Annotated in this window: 14 protein-coding genes; 3 read left to right on the forward strand and 11 right to left on the reverse strand. The window is 45.5% G+C overall.

All coding sequences use genetic code 11. The features are described 5' to 3' along the window. The first annotated feature begins 137 nt into the window (after window positions 1-137). Together AC1DM9_RS23880 and AC1DM9_RS23885 are read left to right on the forward strand one after the other, a co-directional pair. Entirely contained in the window at window positions 138-1,037 is a 900-nt protein-coding gene (locus tag AC1DM9_RS23880) for a LacI family DNA-binding transcriptional regulator (RefSeq protein WP_477582772.1), read from the forward strand. Between the two features lie 121 nt (window positions 1,038-1,158). Continuing rightward, window positions 1,159-2,436, forward strand: a complete 1,278-nt coding sequence (locus AC1DM9_RS23885) for an MFS transporter (protein ID WP_477582563.1) — start codon at window positions 1,159-1,161, stop codon at window positions 2,434-2,436. Between the two features lie 20 nt (window positions 2,437-2,456). Here AC1DM9_RS23885 and AC1DM9_RS23890 read toward each other — a convergent pair whose 3' ends face one another. Continuing rightward, a complete protein-coding gene (locus AC1DM9_RS23890) occupies window positions 2,457-4,328 on the reverse strand; it encodes a beta-L-arabinofuranosidase domain-containing protein (RefSeq protein ID WP_477512442.1) in 1,872 nt (623 codons plus the stop codon). A 146-nt stretch (window positions 4,329-4,474) separates the two neighbouring features. On the opposite strand from AC1DM9_RS23890, the gene AC1DM9_RS23895 reads away from it, so the two are divergent. Continuing rightward, window positions 4,475-5,293, forward strand: a complete 819-nt coding sequence (locus AC1DM9_RS23895; RefSeq protein ID WP_477512441.1) for an SDR family oxidoreductase — start codon at window positions 4,475-4,477, stop codon at window positions 5,291-5,293. 92 nt (window positions 5,294-5,385) lie between these two features. On the opposite strand, the gene AC1DM9_RS23900 is transcribed toward AC1DM9_RS23895, so the two are convergent. From AC1DM9_RS23900 to AC1DM9_RS23945, 10 genes are all read right to left on the reverse strand, one after another. Beyond that, window positions 5,386-6,531 carry a glycoside hydrolase family 76 protein gene (locus AC1DM9_RS23900; protein WP_477512440.1) on the reverse strand — a complete coding sequence of 382 codons (1,146 nt, stop codon included), beginning with the start codon at window positions 6,529-6,531 and terminating at the stop codon, window positions 5,386-5,388. A 32-nt stretch (window positions 6,532-6,563) separates the two neighbouring features. Further along, entirely contained in the window at window positions 6,564-7,631 is a 1,068-nt protein-coding gene (locus tag AC1DM9_RS23905) for a glycoside hydrolase family 76 protein (RefSeq protein WP_477582567.1), read from the reverse strand. Between the two features lie 246 nt (window positions 7,632-7,877). After that, complete coding sequence (locus AC1DM9_RS23910; RefSeq protein ID WP_477512438.1) at window positions 7,878-9,020, reverse strand: GntR family transcriptional regulator; 1,143 nt, start codon at window positions 9,018-9,020, stop codon at window positions 7,878-7,880. 126 nt (window positions 9,021-9,146) lie between these two features. Next, window positions 9,147-10,256, reverse strand: a complete 1,110-nt coding sequence (locus tag AC1DM9_RS23915; RefSeq protein ID WP_477582569.1) for a glycoside hydrolase family 76 protein — start codon at window positions 10,254-10,256, stop codon at window positions 9,147-9,149. 44 nt (window positions 10,257-10,300) lie between these two features. Then, window positions 10,301-11,242, reverse strand: coding sequence for a carbohydrate ABC transporter permease (locus tag AC1DM9_RS23920; RefSeq protein ID WP_477512436.1), 942 nt, complete (start codon window positions 11,240-11,242; stop codon window positions 10,301-10,303). Between the two features lie 5 nt (window positions 11,243-11,247). Beyond that, a complete protein-coding gene (locus AC1DM9_RS23925) occupies window positions 11,248-12,213 on the reverse strand; it encodes a carbohydrate ABC transporter permease (RefSeq protein WP_441878535.1) in 966 nt (321 codons plus the stop codon). A gap of 24 nt (window positions 12,214-12,237) precedes the next feature. Further along, on the reverse strand, window positions 12,238-14,838 hold the full coding sequence (locus tag AC1DM9_RS23930; protein WP_477582572.1) for a DUF5696 domain-containing protein: 2,601 nt from the start codon (window positions 14,836-14,838) through the stop codon (window positions 12,238-12,240). Between the two features lie 29 nt (window positions 14,839-14,867). After that, window positions 14,868-16,994 (reverse strand): YIP1 family protein, encoded by a 2,127-nt coding sequence (locus AC1DM9_RS23935; RefSeq protein ID WP_477512434.1) that lies wholly within the window; start codon window positions 16,992-16,994, stop codon window positions 14,868-14,870. A 21-nt stretch (window positions 16,995-17,015) separates the two neighbouring features. After that, on the reverse strand, window positions 17,016-17,888 hold the full coding sequence (locus AC1DM9_RS23940; protein WP_430055165.1) for a carbohydrate ABC transporter permease: 873 nt from the start codon (window positions 17,886-17,888) through the stop codon (window positions 17,016-17,018). A gap of 1 nt (window position 17,889) precedes the next feature. Then, on the reverse strand, window positions 17,890-18,852 hold the full coding sequence (locus tag AC1DM9_RS23945; RefSeq protein WP_076268836.1) for a carbohydrate ABC transporter permease: 963 nt from the start codon (window positions 18,850-18,852) through the stop codon (window positions 17,890-17,892). Between the last annotated feature and the right edge of the window lie 35 nt (window positions 18,853-18,887).

Genomic DNA, 18,887 nt, shown 5'->3' on the forward strand with positions numbered 1-18,887 from the left:
AAGTAACTGCTTTTAAACATGCCATTTCCGATATAATAATCCAACAGTCATTATCAAGCTTTAGCAAGCTCTCACGATTCCAATCGTATTAAGGTTGAAGGAGTTGTATCCCCATTAAAAAAGCTACGCTTAAGGACATTGCAAAGGCTGCTCAAGTATCTGTAGCTACTGTCAGTTATGTACTCAACAATGTCTCCAATCAGACGATACCTGAAGAAACAAAATGCCGTGTCCTCGATGCCGCCAAGCAATTGAATTATGTACCCAACCTTGCTGCCAGATCGCTGGTCAAGCAAAAGTCTGGATTGATTGGCATTCTGATTAACAGAGCGGAAAATGAAGGCTTCTGGAAGCAGTTCCGTTATTCTCAGTTTATTAATCGGCTGGAGCGGCTGCTGACAGATCGCGGCTACCACGTTGTATTATTCAGCTTGGATGCCTTAAACCCAAATCTTGATATTATCTCGGAACGCAAGCTGGATGGCGTATTTGTTGTTGATGTTAAAGAGGAAAACTTCCACCTGATTTCAAGCCACTTCTTTGCTGACGTCCCTTTAATCGTTGTGGACAGCATGATTGAAGATCCCTTATTTTATAAGGTTAATTATGATTATGCCGACGCCTTCACTCATGCATTCGCATCGCTCTTACAGCCTAAGGAGAGCTTTTTGATAATCGACAGCTTCAACAATGCTGACCTCGTTAACCATATTTGTACTCATTCAGGAATAGGACACGATCAAATTCACGTTGTGGACGAAGAGCATGACTTAAAGGCATTCCTAGAACACAATTCGGATCGGACCGGCGTCATTCTGAACGAATTTGTCGCCATCTCAGCAGCTAAATATGTTGATCCAACAAGCTTAGCCATCATTTGTACGGCAGGCTGTCCGGAAATCGCCCCTGCTTCCGCTTCCAAGATATCGTTTGGCGATCGCAAGCCAGAAGAAGCGTTCCAGCTTATGATGCAGCTGCTGAAAGATCCGAAGTCTGGCCCTACGAATAAATATGTTCTAGTAAAAGCTGAAAAATAAGCAAACGCAGAGTAATCTCTGCTTTTTCTAGGATAACTTAAACGATTAAGTCATCCTCTATATCCTTAATAACTGCTGTTAATTATTAACCAAGTCAATCATTCTTATAGGAGGTTATATTATGCTCGGATTAGCAAAAGAATCAAGTGGCGGCGCTCCTAATCTTCAACCGCAAGAAGGTACTGCTTCATCTCTGTGGAAAAACCGAAATTTCATTGCCGTATTCTCCAGCTACAGCCTATCGCTGCTAGGCAATACCTTTCATAGCATTGCGCTAAATCTGTGGGTGCTGCAAACGACAGGAAGCGCCAAGCTCATGTCCGTTGTACTCATTACCCATCTCGTAATCAGCATGCTGTTCGGTTCCTTCGCAGGTACGATTGCGGATCGTACCGATCGTCGAACGTTAATGTGGGTGACAGATATTATCCGTTTTGTGCTCGTCGGCGCTATCGCTGTACTTGTTTACCTGCCTAATATACCGTTTATTTTTATCGTTATTTTGACCGCCATCGTCGCTTTTGCAGGGGTCATTCGAACGCCTGCCTTCCAGGCTTCGCTCGTCGAGATTATTGATAAAGAACAAATAACCAAGGCCGTTGGGGTAATCAATATATCGGATAACATCATCCGAATATCTGGCTTTGCTCTTGGAGGTATCGCTGTTGCTGCATTTGGCGGGGCATTTGCAATTGCAATCGATGCAGTAACCTTTCTGCTCTCAGCAGCGCTGCTACTCTTCACGGGCAAGTTCCCCTATGCAGCAGTTCGAGATACGGAGAAGGCGCAAACCACCTTTAAAGAGGATCTCAAAGCAGGCTTCCGTTACGTATGGACGGATCCATTTGCCAGAGCAGCAGTTATTTTATTACCGGTAGTTATGTTCTTCTTTCTGTCCACCTTCATGCTCATTCAAGTCATGGCCGTCAATGTGTGGCATGCAAAACCGTTTGTATTCGGACTTATGGAGGCGTGCATCCCGCTCGGTTATGTCGTGGGCTCCATTCTGATTATTAAGCTGGATACACGGTTAAAAGGCAGAGGAAAATGGATCATTGGAAGCATGATCCTCATGGGGCCTATGTTCATCGCCATATCACTAATGTCATCTGCATTTGCAGCATTGCCGCTTATCCTTCTGGTTGGCTTCCTCTTCTCCTTCAGTACGACGATCATCTTTATCGCACTTCGGGTAGCCATTGATCCTTCGATGCAAGGCAGAGTATTTGGACTCATCGGTGCTCTAACAAGCGTTGCGCCGCCTGTCGGCTTAGCCGTATTCTCAACCCTATCTGATATACACGGACCTGCCGTCATCATAGCGATAAGCGGCGCAGCAATGCTCATTATTGGCTGCTTCTCCTACATGTATATGAAGGAGATGCGTCACTTCAACTAAACGAATAGACGGACAACGTTTTAAGATTGAATAACTGGGAACTCGGCGATCCGAAGTCGCGCGCAGCCGTACGGGATAAGCGTAATTTCTTCCTCGGGTTCCTTGCTAGCAACAGGCCCTATTGGCAGAGTGCCAGCCGAATTAAGCTCCATGGTCCATTGCGGGATCCGGCGACCGTTCATTCGCAAACGTATCGGTGCGTTCTCAGCTGCGAAGGGCTGCCTTACCATTGCTGCGGCTTCCACAATAGGTTTTCCCTGTTCATTTCCCTTCAGACTCACTCCATAATTCCATGGCGACTCCGGGTAAATCTCCCAGTCATGATAAGGCTCGTATGTGCGATGCTTCTGCCAGCGCTCCTTGATTGGGATAACGAACATAAGCGCTCCGCGCTGCAAGCCGGCTGCACCGTTAGCTCTGCTGATCGTGCGTACCTCCATTGGAAGCCGAAGAGTCAGCTCATCGCCATCGTTCCAAACCTGCCGCAGCGTAGCAAAACCTTTTTCGATGATCATAGAAGGCTGCTGTTGTCCGTTGATCAACAGAACCGGCGCGCTGCACCATTCCGGTATTCGTAATTTAATCGGGAATTCAGCTGGCTGATTTACATGCACTGTCATCGTTATCGTTTCTCTAAATGGATATTCCGTAGCTACACGTATGGAAACATCGGTACTTGTGTCGATGGCAGCTGTGATCGTACAAGGAGCATACGCGATAGCAGCCAAACCGCCATCCTCCGTTGCCATCCACAATCTTGCCGTATATTTCGGCCATCCTTGATGCATGTTAGCGGTGCAGCAGCCAAAATGCGGCTCAATGCCAAATAGATTGGCTTCATTGTTGTTTTCCGTCCAATTGCGTTTGGCATGCGTACACATAATCTGGTTAGCCTGCTGGTCATATTGATGAACGGTCCAATCCGGGCTGATTGCGGCAGGCAGTGCATTATAAGCAACCTTCTCCAAAATATCACCGAAGGAGCCATCGCCTGTAATCCGAATCAAATGCTCTAAGGAATGCATATATTCCACCACAGAGCACAGCTCCGTACCTTGGCTAGGATGAGTTCCTGCAAGCCACTCGTCACCAGAAAACATGCCGTTAACTTGGCCATGGTAAGTCATCACGCTTGAGATCCCTTTGTATGCAGCTTCGATATGCTGCTTATCCTTTGATTGCATGTAGCGGAGAGCTGGCTGCTTGAATGACATCGCTACGTTAACAACATGAACCCTGTGATCAAATGCCTTCTGCAAGTACCAATAAGGATAGTCTTCATACAGGCCTATCCAGTCCAGCGTTTGCTCCTGAATCAATTGCGAGAGCTCAAGCAAGAAAGGCTCACCGGTGCGATTGTACAACCAATAAATGCTGATGAGATTTTCGCCGCCTCTAGCCTTTGCCCATTCCTGCAAAGGACGATTCGGCAGCTCCGCAAGCTGATATTTGAAATAGTTCATCAAGAATGGTTCTACCCGTTCATCACCAGTATGCTCAGCGTGCTGAATCAGCACCTTGAGCATAATCATTCGGCTCCACCAATCTTCATTTGCGGCTGGCCCGAATTGTCCATCCTCGCGTGCGCTTGCAAGCGTCCATTCGATCCACGGCTTTACTTTGGCCTTAAGCTTGTCCTCATCAATGAGATAAGCAAGCGGAAGTAGACCGTCCAAGTAGTAGGGTCCTCTTTCCCAGCTGTCTCCGTCTCCTCCAAGCCAACCGCTATTTGGCCCGACATAACTCCAAAATTCATCTAGATGCCCTGTCATCCCCTCGCTTTGAATCTCCAGCTGGTCTCTAAGCCAGCCATCCGGCTTAATCGCACCAAGCGGCAGCTCTTGAAAAGGGGTCGAAGCAAGCGGTGCACGGTTCAAAAATATAGCGCTCAATTTGTCATCTCCTCTATGCTGCTTATGTAGTTGAATTTCATCTAGCCATGCTAGTGATCCTTAACCCGTTTCCTTAAAGAATAAATGATTTGCCCCAAAGGAATACTAATTTGGAAATAAGCTAGTAATGGAGGGAATCGTTAGTAATGAACAATGCAGCTAACCAGAAGGATTCCAGCTCTTCTCAGCTTCGTGTAAAGGATAAGGTTGCGGTCATCACTGGAGCTGGTTCCGGCATAGGACGTGCAGCCGCGCTGCGTCTCGCACAGCAAGGAGCAAAAATCGTTCTTCTCGATCTCATTCACAACCGTACTGAAGAGGTAGAGCAAGAAATTAAGGAATTAGGAGGCGAGTCCTTCTTTATCGATACCGATGTTGCCAATGCTGAACGGATGCAAGAAGCGATCCAAGCTGCCGCAAAGCATTTCGGACGAATCGATATTGTGTTCGCTAATGCGGGCATTAACGGCACTCTCGCTCCTATCGAAGATCTGTCGCCCGAGTCATGGGATGAAACGCTAACAACGAATCTAAAGGGAACCTTCCTTACCGTCAAATATGCAATCCCCCATATGAAAAAATCCGGCGGGAGCATCATTATAACGAGCTCTATTAATGGCAATCGTGATTTTTCAGGTGCCGGCATGGCTGCTTACAGCTCCTCCAAGTCAGGTCAGGTAGCTTTTGCCAAGATGGCTGCTCTAGAGCTTGCCCGATATAAAATACGTGTGAATGCCATTTGTCCTGGAGCCATTCAAACGAACATTGGGCAAAACACCCATCGGACTCCTCAAGTAGATAAAATCACCATACCCGTGAACTACCCTGAAGGCAGCCAGCCTCTTGAGCATGGTCCCGGGCAGCCTGAGCAGGTCGCCGATTTAGTGCTATTTCTAGCATCACAGGAATCCAGCCATATCTCTGGAACCGAAATTTACATCGATGGGGCAGAAACCTTGCTATAGAAAAAGAAGCATACAGGGTTGGAATGCCTTAGGGAGGATCCCTAAGGCATTTTCTACTACGCTAAATTGAGGGCTAAATCACATCACTCTGATCACTTTTTCGTATCAGCTGCCAGCTGAGCGTGGATCGTAACCAGCGCCGCTTGCTCCAATAGTTCAGTTGAACGATTCGGATCGATTTCAATGACTCCCGTCTGAGGGTTCCGAAGCGTCGTCCACACCTCATCCGCATAGTTCTGTATATAATCTTTATACTTCGATTTTTTGTTCATGTCATCCAGCAGCAGCAGATTTTCAAAAAAGATTGAATTGAAAATAATCGGCTGTGTGTAGAGGCGCGAGCTGCCATAAAATTTCAAAGCCGCATCAGCGATGCTTACTGCTTTGTTCAAGTACGATTTTTCACCTGTTGCTTTGTATAAAAGTACGCTGGCTCCAATCATCGTTCCTTGATTATAGGACCATTGTGTTTTATTAATATTTCCGTTTAGGTCAATATGGTCCCAGTAAAGCCCGTTAGGCGCCAGCATGCAGTCATTTACCCAGTTATACATTTTCTTCGCCCAGTCTAAATAGTATGTATCCTTGCTGATTTCATATAAATACAGTCCTATTTGAGCTGCAGGTGCATTCGATACGGTATTCCGATCCTTGCTCCACGATGCCTGTGTCCAAAAAACGCCGCCAGGGCAAGCATGAGAGGCATCCGTGTCCCAGCCAGATACTTGCAGCTCAAATATTTGCTTTGCTCTATCTAAAGCTGCAATATCACCAGTAATTCGGTAAATTTTTATAAGTTCTATTGCGATCCAATCATTATCATCATAAAAGATGTCCCCGCCTCCGCCAAGCGGTGCACGTACGTAAGAATCGTAGCCTGCAGGTGTCTTCGTGTCATTCCAATATGCAGCTAGACCATCTAATCGATTCTGAATGTCGGTTTTGTATTTCTCGCCAACCGCAGGTATTTTCGCCAAAGCTACAGTTGACTGCATCGTCCCTGCATAAGGCCAAACATAGGAGTATTGGTTGTTCCCAGAATGTGGGCTGTTCTCGCTGTAGAGCTTGGTGTCTGGCTGATAGAAGTAGGTTTGTAGAGCCTGATAAGCCGCTTCAGCCCGTTCTGCATTTTGATTTTTATTCGGTTTGGCCCAGACGCTTTGACCGGACGTCATTAATAAAACAACAATCGACAATGCAACAAAACGGAACGTCTTTACTGGTTTCGGTGTACTCATGATATACCTCCCAAGGATCTACTTAGACTACTCTATATTAATCCAGACTTCTCCAAAGCTGCTGCCGTTTCGAGCAGGATCACGCCGCTAAGCTGTGTGCTGAGCTCGATTTCTTCTTCAAGCGATTCATCCCACCGTTTGCTGAAAAGAATATCCCCCCGGCTCGAAACGCTGCTCCATAGGGACGATGCGTTTGCATACAATACATCTGCTACTTCACTTCCGCTGCCGCTGCCCATCGCAAGGGCCAGCTCGCCTGCGTAACGAACAAAAATGCCTTTAAACAAGCCAGCATCCCCGCCGCCTTCTGCAGGCAGGACATTAGCTTCCTGCGAAGCAAACTCCTCCACAGACGCCTGCCATGTCCGAATAGCATCTTCAAGATAACCTTTTTCGCCCGTAATTTTGTACAGCTCAACTGCTGCTCCAATGAATACGCCCTGGCAATAAGTGAACTTCCAATCCTTATCAATAGTTCCATCGCCTAGACGGTTAGCGCCATCCCACACGAAACCGCTTTCAGGATCAACAAGCACAGCTTTCTGCCAATCGTAAATCTTGATTGCCCATTCTAAATCTTCCTGCTTGCCGAATACCTGATATAGACGTGCAGCCAAAATAGCCGCAGGAGCATTAGCAGGCGTGTTTTTATAATCCAGCTGCGTTTTCTGCCAAGCAATTCCGCCGCCGACATGGTCATTCCATCCCGTCTTAATATCCTCCCATAGCAACTTCGCAGTGTGCCCGTAGGTTTCATCTTGATCAATCAAATACGCGCGAAGCCAGCCAATTGCCATCCATTCCATATCATCGTATAGATTGTTAGGCCATTCTCCGCCGTTTCTCTCCAGAAGGCCTTGATGAAGCATAGCCAACCTTTGCTTATAGATGGAATCACCCGTACGGTTCCATCCATCCACCTGCGTTTCAACCGCATGGGCCATCCACCAATAATGAAAAATCGTGTTGCACGCTCCGCCGGGACATGGAGTCTTAATGTCATACAAGCTGATACTTGGGTTCCAGAACCGAGAATCCAAAGTTCGTTGAGCCTGCTCCGCTCTCATATCCCAGAACGCAGCTTTTACGTTGTTTGCCATCTTCCTCTACCTCCGTTTCACTTTGATCCATTAGGTTTCCCGCGACCTGCAAATTGCTTTAACACGGGATTACGTCCTCTTTGAAAATGTACAATATAAAGCACTTTCAAATAATATACTATATTTCACATGTTAATATGTCAATATGTCATCTTTACATTTCAGACTGTAATTTTCTACAAAAAAAGGCCGTTCCAAGAGCCATATTGGCAGCTCTAAGAAACGACCCTTTATTCTGATCTGACATTAGATAGATACGGTAGAATTTCCTTGAACAATCTCATGCTCCACAATATTGTTCAATTCCGTAGTCTCATTATTCCAAACACGCTGTAATATTTCGACAGCTCTCCTGCCTGTATCACGCTCGTTCTGGCGAACATGAGTAAACAAATAATCGCCAAACGGCTGACTCGGAGAGTCAAAGCAAACAATTTGATAGTCTTCCGGAATCCGTTTCTTTAGGGACAATAGCGCTTCCCGTAAAATAAGAGCAAGATTATATTCCGTAACGACATACGCATTAAGATCCTTATTAATTTCCACGAAATGGCGTACCGTCTCAATATCATACTGTACTTTAATCGTTTGAAACGATTGCGGCAAAGAGCTGTATAGATTCGTCATAATATGCTCAGGTTTAGGTGTAAACCCACGCTGCATGCACGCATCATTAAAACCTTGTATTCGGTCTTCAATCGTCGTCGTATTGTCTGCAGGCGTCGATAAGAAACCGACATGCCGACCCTCTTGATTCAGCAAAATATTCGTAAGGTCGAAGGCTGCCTTTCTGTTGTCTGTATACACAGCGGTAGCCGCAATCCCCTTCAAATATCTGTCCACTAACACAATAGGGAAACCGTTTAATACGAGTCTAAGCACTTCAGCATTATAGTGCTCGCCGTGGCCTGGGAATACGACAATGCCATCGACACCCAGCTTCACAAAAGCACGAATGGCAGCTTCTTCTTCATCACGATTATCGTAAGTCAGCTTCATCATCATGACGCAGCCGCTAATCGCGCATTGCTCTTCTATTCCGCGAATAAGATCAGCACCAAACGAATCGCCAAAGTCGGGCAGAATCACACCTACAATGCGCACAACCTCATCTTCCGGCCTCGCTTCTACGCTTTCTGACTGCTTCTGCAGCTTCGTTTCTTGCAGATCAGGCAAAACCTCCGCCACAAAGGAGCCCTTCCCTTGTATTCTCTCAATGAGTTTATACTGCGAGAGCATCTCCAGCGCTTTCTTAGACGTAATTCGGCTAACGTTAAATTGGGCAGCAAGTTCTTTTTCCGAAGGAACACGCTCCCCTTTTTTCAATTCGCCGTCATTGATTTTTTGAAAAATATAATTATAAATCTGCTCGTATAAAGGATTATCCATTAGCCGACCTGCCTTGTCATAGTATCTTGATATATCAACTATACAACTTTATTATCACGACATCAATATATGAAAAGGCGAAATGGAGCAACGACGCTGCCGTCGCTCCGCTACGTCAATACTAACTTATTCCGAATCTAGTCTTTCTATTTTGGCTGCAACTTCTATTAAGAAAACTCCGCTCAATTGCACGGATATATCCAGAGGCTCCTGATGAGGCATATCCCAAGCGGGGCCAAACAAGCCAATTTCCTTCGTGCTGCCTTTCGAGAGCAGTGTATCCGCATTATGAAAGATCATTTCTTTAATTCGGACGCTTTCGTTGACTTCATACAAATGGATCAGATAACGAATGAATATGCCTTTGAACAGTCCACCGTCTCCGGTTCCTTCTTCCTTCATCATTCCGGTCTCAGCAACCGTATGATATTTCATAGCCGAGGCAGCGGTTTTCTCCGCATCTGCCAAATACGTCTTGTCATTTGTATGCTTATAAAGCTCAACTGCTGCGCCTATATAAGTGCCTTGGTTATAGGTAAATATCCAATTCTTATTGACATTAAGATCACCATTCTCTTCCAGCTTAAGGCCATCATACACAAGACCGCTTTCAGGATCAACCAAATTTTCCTTCTGCCAATCATATATCTTTTTGGCCCACTCCAGATCTTCCTTATCGCCAAAATACTCATACATCCTTGCGGCTAAAATAGCTGCCGGCCCGTTCGAGCATGCATTCCGGCTGTCTCGTTGATCCTTCTTCCAAGCCATGCCGCCCAGCTCATCCTCCCACCAAGCGGTCTTAATATCATTCCACAGCTTTAGCACATAACCTTTAACCGTCTCGCTTTTGGTTGCATCATAAAGCCTTAGCGCTGCAAGAGCGAGCCATTCCATATCATCATAAAATTCATTAAACAATGACCCATTTTTTTTAATAATGCTTTTGACGATCCCCTCTGCCCTATCGGTATAAGCAGCATCACCCGTTCTCTCATATCCATCCATCATGGCATCCACGGCATGAGCCTTCCACCAATAGTTAAGGCTCTCCTCGCGTTCTTTGCTATAAGGATAAGCGTTGTTCATCAGCTTCCCATTCTCATTCCAATAATGCTCGATGAGCTTCTCTTCCGCCCATTCCGCATGATTATTGTAATTTTCCAAGCGCTCCTCATTTCCATTGCAGCCTGTCAAGAAAAAACTGCCGACAAGCAGCATGCATATGCTTTTCATAAATTTCACCTCATCCGTCCCTTCTTCTTGCAGGCTTCCGCCTTTTAACCGACAATACCGCTATGTTCAATACCCTCTACGAGGTATTTTTGCGCAAACAAATACACAATGATTAATGGCACAACAACTAATAATGACATCGTGTTCGTTAAGGTGGCGGTCAGAGGCTGACCCTGCTTCAGTCCAATGGTGGCGCCCTCCAGCATCAAGCCTTCAAATCCAACCAGCAGTGAATTCGATAACAGCTTGAACTGGCTGAAGAACATCGAGGAATAGAAGCTATCCGTCCACTGCCACGAGAAGGAAAATACAAAGATCGTAATCATCATGGAAAATGAGAGCGGAAGAATGATCATGCTGAACGTCCGAAACAAGCCCGAGCCGTCCACATAAGCCGCTTCCTCTAATTCTTTCGGTATTCCTTTGAAATATTGCCGCATGATCAATATATAAAGCCCATTTTTGAATCCAAAACCAATCATCGATAAAATCGCCATCGGCCACATCGAATCCATCAGCCTAACTGTCCCTCCTGTAAAGGTAGACATCAGGCCGTATAAATCAAAGAAGCTGAACTTCATATAAAGAGAGATCATATACGTTTGCGGCGGAATTAAAATCGTAAGCACTACTAAAGAAAATATGACGCTTTTTCCTTTAAAATTAAACCGCGCAAGCCCATAGCCGACCATCGTACAAACCAGCATTTGAATAATACCGCTTAGAAAGGAAATGCCGAACGTGTTCGACAGCCCTTTAAAAAAGGACGTATATTCGATGACCGTTTTGTAATTAAACCATGTAAACTGCCTTGGGATGAAGCGCACCGTGCCATCTATCAAATCCTGCGGGCTCATAAAGCTGTTAGAGAGCTTTACGAGCAGCGGATATAAGATGAGAAACGCCAGCCCAATGAGAAGCAAATAGCGAATAACCGACCAGAACAAGCCATTTATTGCATGCAGATTTAAATATTTAGCCCGCATATTTTTCACTCCCTATTCTGATAAAAGACGAATCTGCTGACAAAAAAGCCAATGACGACAAGGAATACGGCTGCTACCAGAAAATAAATCCATGCCATAGCCGAGGCTGTTCCATATTGGCCAAGCTTCATCGCGTTCGTAATACTGTGCATAATTTGGTTTTTGCTTCCCGTAAAGGAATCAATAATCGAATAAATGATATTGACTAGAATCAACGGACTGATCAGCGGGAATGTAATTTTCCAAAAGCATTCCCAAGCGGAACAGCCTTCGATTTTGGCCGATTCGTAGATGGAGGAGGAGATTGCCTGCAGTCCTGCCAAGAAAATAAGAATTTGCACACCTGAACTATTAATGACGGCAAATATATTTTCCGCAGCGCCAACCGTTATATTAACGAGTGCCGGACTGAAATCCAGCATTTGGAACATATATTTTTTTAGCTCCAGATTGCTGAACATCCCGCCTGCCGATTCATTCACGATAGACGCGCCCGTATCAAGCCCTGGGATACTCTGATAAGCATTCATAATCGAGTTGCTTAAATCAGCTTTATCAATGATTCCAGTTGCCAAAATAACGGGCACGAAAAAAATCGCTCTAAAAATTCCTCGGCCCTTCATTTTCATATTTAACAAAACGGCAATAAACAAGCTGTACATGACGATAATCGGAATATCGAATAACATGTTCTGAACAGCACCGTAAAGCTGCTTGTTAAAGTTAGGGTCCACTCTTAAAATTTGATGGTAATTGTCCAGCCCAATGAATTTTTCCGAAAATCCGCCTTGGGTTAGAAGATTTACATCCATGAAGCTAAATCGCAACGAATCAATGAATATACCCAGAAACAGCAGGAGAAATCCGAGTACAAAAGGACTGACAAAAACCCAGCCCATCAGATCCCTCTTCTGCGTCACGGTTAGCCTAAACCTTTCTTTTTTGTTTATGGCTGCAGACAATTTGTTCATTGCCGGTGATCCTCCTCGCTTGGTTTAAGGATTAATGACCGCGTAACCCAATCCATCTACTGCGGTACCCTCAACCTCAATTCCTTTATCGCTGTAATTAACAATAATCGCTGTACCATTTTCATAAGTTGTTTTGTAAACCTCTTCACCAAGCCGCTCATGATTCACGATCGCCTGATCCTGAACATGCTTCAATACATTGTTCATTTCTGCATAGATCGCTGCAGCGCTCTCCTCCCAATCATCAAACTGGGAAGCGTACAAATCATCGAACAACGAAGCATCCTTCAGCAGGCTGTTCTCCCCGTAATTCAACTTGAAATAGACACCGCTGCCGTATTCCAGAGCTTTCAAAACAGCTGGACGCAGCTCGCTCGCTAGGTTCAAGGCTTCGCTCGCGTACCCAATATAGCCATGCAGCGCGATTTGAATAAATGGTACCTGCGCATCTGCTATCGAGAAGGAGCTGTCCTCATCAGGCAGGTTCAAAATATGATTAACATAAGGAAAGGTGTACGCGTTTCCGTCGTCTGTAATAATATCCTCATAATCCTCTTTTGCTTTAGCTAAAACGTCTGTCGTTATTTTTTTTGTGTCCTGTCGATTGATTTGAGCGCGGTTCTTAAAGTTGGAGTTCAAGCTTTCTCCCATCGTCGATAAGGAAAGTGCCTTTAAACCAAGCGAATGATAATCTTTGGAAAATTTATTGTAATAACCTGAAATTTTGTCCGGATTAATTCCCCACACGCTGCTCTCATACTCAAGCGTAGCTACATTGAACAACCCTTTATAGCTAGTTTTCTGAAACAAGGAACGAATGCTGTCCTTTTGCGGCTTAAAGCCATCGAATGCTTTATTAGAAGAAACAAACAGCATATCCACATCCGGGAACACCTTTGCCCCCAGCTTCTCCGCTTTCTCTGACAGCTTGCGCAGTCCCTTTGCACCGCCGAGCACGGACTCTACCTTCATTTTTGCAGGTGCGGTATGGCTCATGCCTCCGTTATACCATCCGGTATAGCGAAACTTAATGTTTTGGATACCGCTTTGCGACAGCTCATCCAGCATTAGTCCCGCTTGATCGAAGGAAGTAACTGCCACTTGGCTGCGAAACGGAATACCCAGCTTCCGCACCATCTTATCGACAGAACCCATCGTATCCAAGTAGAACGGAATGTTCTCTTCGGCGCTCACTTTGCTCAAGCTTCCTTTATCAACGAGATACTGACGATATGCCTTTGCCATTCCAACGTAATTTGCATCGTCGCCTGTAAGGAAGAAGTACTTCATGACGATGTTGCCGGTATAAGCATTTTTCTCATAAATAATCCAAGGAGCCTGTTCAAAAGCATTTTTGGCAATAAAAGAGTCTTTATTTCGAATGGTGAAGTTAGCATACGCCGTGTTATAGGAGTGATTAATGCCGCCCATAACGCCATTAATATCCGCTACCGCATCGCCCTCTTCAATAACCGAGAATAGCGCTGCTCCATCCTTCTTGATGCCAAACACCGGCGCTCGAAACTCTTGTTTGAAGCTGCCTCTTGGCGACTGCGTTAATGCATAATCCGGCCCGTACATTTTCCCTGTCGTTAATAGCGTATTTTTGCTTGCATCATTATTGAAATTGAGGAGCGTTCCCGAGCCGTCTGGAAGGAATACATACCCCTCCTCGCCGGTTTGCCCTGCACCGAAATAATTCAGCAAGGAAAGCTTCACAAGATTAAAACTGGATTGATCATATTCAATGCCGCCGTTATAAAGAGTGACCGATAGACCGCCGTCCGCAAGCACGTAATCAAGACTCATTTTAAAATAAGGGAATACGGAATCATCTCCGTCAAATCCAACCTCGGCGTAGTCCTCCTCCTGCTTCTCGTACGTATAACCTGCTTCCTTGACGTAGTTTTCCAATACCTTCTTGTCCCGCTCCTTGACGGAGGTTTTCAGCGCATAAATATCTTCTTTCTCCAAAACAGGGTATTTCGCGATCAGCTCCTTGCCTTTGCTCCCTTCTACATCAGCACGACTGTAGAGGATATAGTAGGCTAATAACTTCTTCTTATCCCGATCAGCTTCCATATGATCAAGAACATTTTGCTCAAATTTGGACTTCGTAATTTGACGCGGCAGCAGCATGCGCTGTTCCTCGCGCCCGATAACCATGTCCACCCTTATGCCGTTATCAATCTTGCCCCAGCTCACCTGATCCAGCTTCATCGCATGCGTGTAGCTGTTCATTTCCAAGTCGCCTTCTTTGCCTTGCACATTATAGACAAGCTTGACCTGCGACATAAGCTCCTGTTTCATCGCATCACTGGCTTTCGGGTCTTCCAGAGCACTTGGCGGGTTGGAATAAAATTTGCTTCCCGTCGCTTTATCTTCAACCGCCACGCCGCCCGATTCATTATCGAAGTACAGCAGGAGGCGATCGTTCTCAGCAGCAAGTGCCAATCCGCCATCCTTTACAGCTTTTTTCATGTTTGGCGGGCTTGCTTTTGCTGCAACTGCTGTTTCTGCTGTTGTTGCTTCAACTGCCTCCGCCGTTTTCCCATTTGTCGGTATCCCGAGCGTAATGGCAACCACTATGACCAATAGCCTAGAGATAATCCCCTTGGCATTCATATCGCTGACCTCCTATCCACCATCTTGTTCTACAACCGAAACGTAATTTCATTGATGATCGTCGTAATAAAGGAATTCATATTTTGCAGGATATTAATGAACAGCACCGTAAGGAAAGCAATGAAACCCATTCCTACTATTGAAATAGCAGAGGTATAGAAATTCTTGAATGGACTGTAATCATTGGTCACCAATACACCTATAAATATGAGCCCGAGAGACCAGCCTAACGCTAGGGTTGTAAAAAAGGTAATAAACTGCTGCTCTTCCAAAACAACGATGTTGCTGAATAGGGTGACAGGAATCGTAATGATCACCATTGGGACTAACGAATAGGAAGACGCGATAAAAATATCTTTAAGGCTTCCTTCACCATCCATCAATGTTGTAAGACCCCAGTTTGCACAGCACCATAATCCAAATGGAATAAGGACGCTAAGCAGCGTATCCCAAAGCTCAATAACACGCCAGTCGGAAGGGTACAATATGTATCCGCCTGCCAGCTGTTTAAAGATGTCTACAGCCATAACGGCTGCAACAATAATGACAGCGGCACGAACGCTGCCTCGTTTCTCATGCTTCAAATCCCAAAACCCGTCAAACGGATGGAACATCACATGGAAGGAATAAAGCAGCTCTTCCCACAGCGTTCGCTTGCCGGGCTTTCTCCAGCCTGCTGTGTTGACCTTCTTGGCATATTTGAAAAATCTGTACACTAACCATAGAATGGCTGCTGCGACTATTGGAATGAGGATAATAAATTTGCTTACTATTTCTTTCCGATACTCCGCAAAAGCTTTGAAATAATGATCCCAGTCATTAGCCAGCTTGTAATTATGCATCGCTTCCTTGTATTCTTCTTTGCGCATATTGGACTGCGCCACACCGGAATACGCCATCTCAAGCGTCGGATTCATCTTCAAAACCCGCTGCCATGCAGCGATGGATTCATCGTAATTGCGATTCTTGCGATGATGAATCGCTGCTGCAATGTTAGCGCCGTATTCGGTCCGCCTAAATACAGTCAGCTTGCTTGAATCCTTATCCAGCACAAGCAGATTATTACTCTGGTAAGCGAGTGCTGAAGCGCTTTGGAACACGCCGTCCTGTGTTCCATATCCTCCAAATACATAAAGAAGATTGCCATTATCGTCGTAAGTAAAAATCTTATTTTGCGAAGAATCGAGCGTGCTGTAAGCCCCGTCCTCTGCCAAAGCTACATCAATAAAACGTGAAACCTTGTCGGTTGTTTGAATATCTCCAGCAGGCGGAAAAGCGCCATTTCGTTTCAATACATCGATGCCTGTATTGTTCAGCCGCTTAATTGGCGCATGCTTGCTCGATTTATCCCGGTTAATGAGCGCGCTGTATTGGTTTCTTGCGTGGATCGCACTGCTCGTAACATAAGCGAAGCCAAGCTCATCGATCGTAATGTTGTTATACTCGGTCGGCACGCTTTTGGCCGTGCGGCTCTTCTGCTCCTTGGTCGTCACCAGCTTCCAGAACAAATCGGACACTTTGGGCACTACCTTCTCCGCTCCGACAAAACCTTCGAATCCTCCGTCAGCATTCAGAGCAATAACACCCATGTTTGTGCTCTTCGAAATCACATAGATAAGACCGGATGGATCAACACCGATTGCTGATGGCTCGTAAATAAAGCCGGCAGGAAACACATCCGAATCCGGTGCCTCCAATATTTTCTCTACGCTTCCATCCTGATGAAGCACGACGATTCTAGCGTTTTTGGAGTCGGCAACGTAGATCAGCCCCTCCTCTGACACAAATATGCCGCTTGGCGTGTTGAACTGATCCTTCGTCACGCCGTCTTCATGGACAAACTCCGTAATTTCTCGTTTTATTCGGTACTGTTCATCGAGAATAATAATTCTGTTCGATCCCGTATCTGCGATATAAACCGAGTTATTGTTGTCTACAAACAAATCCAGAGGCTGGTTCAGCCCAGCGCCCTCGATTCCCATCGCCTTGGCGTTTAACACTTTGCCTGGCACATAAGCGTCAGGAGAAACGAGATACTCCCCGTCATAATCATAAAAATAGGTTTTATATGGAACCATGGCGGAAGCTGATTCAATACCGAAGCTGCACAACAATAATAGTGCGGCAAAAAACAAAATCCACTTTTTTCTAACCACCGCATTCTTCCCCTTCCATGCCTATTCTTTCATGCCTGATGCAGACATGGTCTCTATAATCTTCGACTGCGAGATGATAAACACGATGATAGGCACAATCATCATCAGCACCGCTGCAGCCGATCCTGTTCCTGTACGCGCAATTCCGCCGGCTAAGATTTGGGACAACGCATAGTTTAAGGTTTTCAGCTCCTCGCTTTGGATGAAGTGATTCGCGCCGATTCCCCACAAACCTTGCATGGAGAAGATGATGAGCGTCAGCCAAGCAGGCTTAACCATCGGCATAACGATTGACCAGAAAATCTTCCATTCGCTGGAGCCGTCAATGCGAGCCGATTCCAAGATGGCGTCGGGAATCATCTGATCCATAAACTGCTTCATGAGATACAAACCGAGCGAGGATGCAAATGCCGGAACAATAATAGCCTGATACGAATCAATCCAGCCTAACGAAGAAATGATGATAAAGTTCGGTATTTGGGTAACGACACCGCTAAACATAAGCGAGAGCACGACCGTGCTGAACATGATTCCTTTGCCAGGAAACTTATGCTTGGATAAGACATAAGCGCATAAGGAAGCGATGACCACATGGCCAGCCGTACCAACAGCTGTTATAAATACAGTGTTAAAGATATACCGGCTGAAGGGCACCCACGAGTCGCTCATGACTGCGAGCAAATCTCTGAAGTTATCTAAGGTTGGGTTGTTTACTAGAAACCGCGGAGGGAAAAACCAAATCTCCTCCAATGGCTTAATCGAATTTGAAATCGCATATACCAGTGGCAGCATCATAAAAATGCCAAACAGCAGCAAAAACAAATAGATGCCAAAATCCGCAAAAAAGGAACGTTTAATGCCGCTCTTGCTTCGATGAAGCTTGATTTGAATCACTTCATTCACCTACCTTTGCCAGAAGCATTTGCACAATCTTATTCGCTCCAATCATGATGATAAATAGAATGGTAGCTATAGCAGAGGCATAGCCCATCTCATAACGTATGGCGCCGTAATCCTCCAAGTGGTTAACGATGGTATGCGCTGCATAGCTGTTGCTTGGCATGCCGCACAATGCGGTAACAATGGCGCCGGTGCCGAATGCGCCGGTAATGCTCATTACCGCCCCGAACATAAGCTGCGGCTTCATCGAAGGCAGCGTGACGTACCAAAGCTCCTGCCACCGATTTTTAACACCATCCATAGCCGCTGCTTCATAAAGCGTTCGATCTATCCCCTGCAATCCCGCAATAAAGGAAAGGAAGCTCGTTCCAACGCTGGTCCATAAAGCAACGATGACGACAAGAGTCATCATATATTTCGGATTCTCAAACCATAGAATAGGCGAAGATATGACATTATAACGAAGCAGAATAGCATTGGCATAACCATAAGCGTCCTTGTTGAAGAAAATGCCCCAAACCAAATAAATGTTTCCTGAAATGGATGGCGCGTAAAAAATTAAAGTCAAAATCGTTCTTAGAGACTTCGGCAGCTCATTAATAAGCCAAGCGAACACTAGGCACATGATATAACCGATCGGACCTACCATCACAGCTAGCAGGAACGTATTTCCGATCGCTTTAATGAAAATATCATCGCCTAGAAACAGCCTTATATAATTGTCCATGCCAACGAAGATAGGCGCTTCAAGCAAGTTAAACGAGAAAAAACCTAAAATCAATGAAATAATGACGGGCAGAGCGGTAAAAGCAAAAAACAAGATCATGTAGGGAGCAGCAAAGAGGTAGGACACTTTATTTTTTTTAATCGACTTCCAGCCCTGCTCCAATTTTCGCAAGACCGGATTGCCCTGCCTCTTAGGGTCAACAGCTCCTGATATCACCAAATCTCTACTCATGAATGGGTCCTCCTGAATCAGTAAAATCGCAAGGC

It is taken from the genome of Paenibacillus sp. 01T431 (assembly GCF_056398625.1).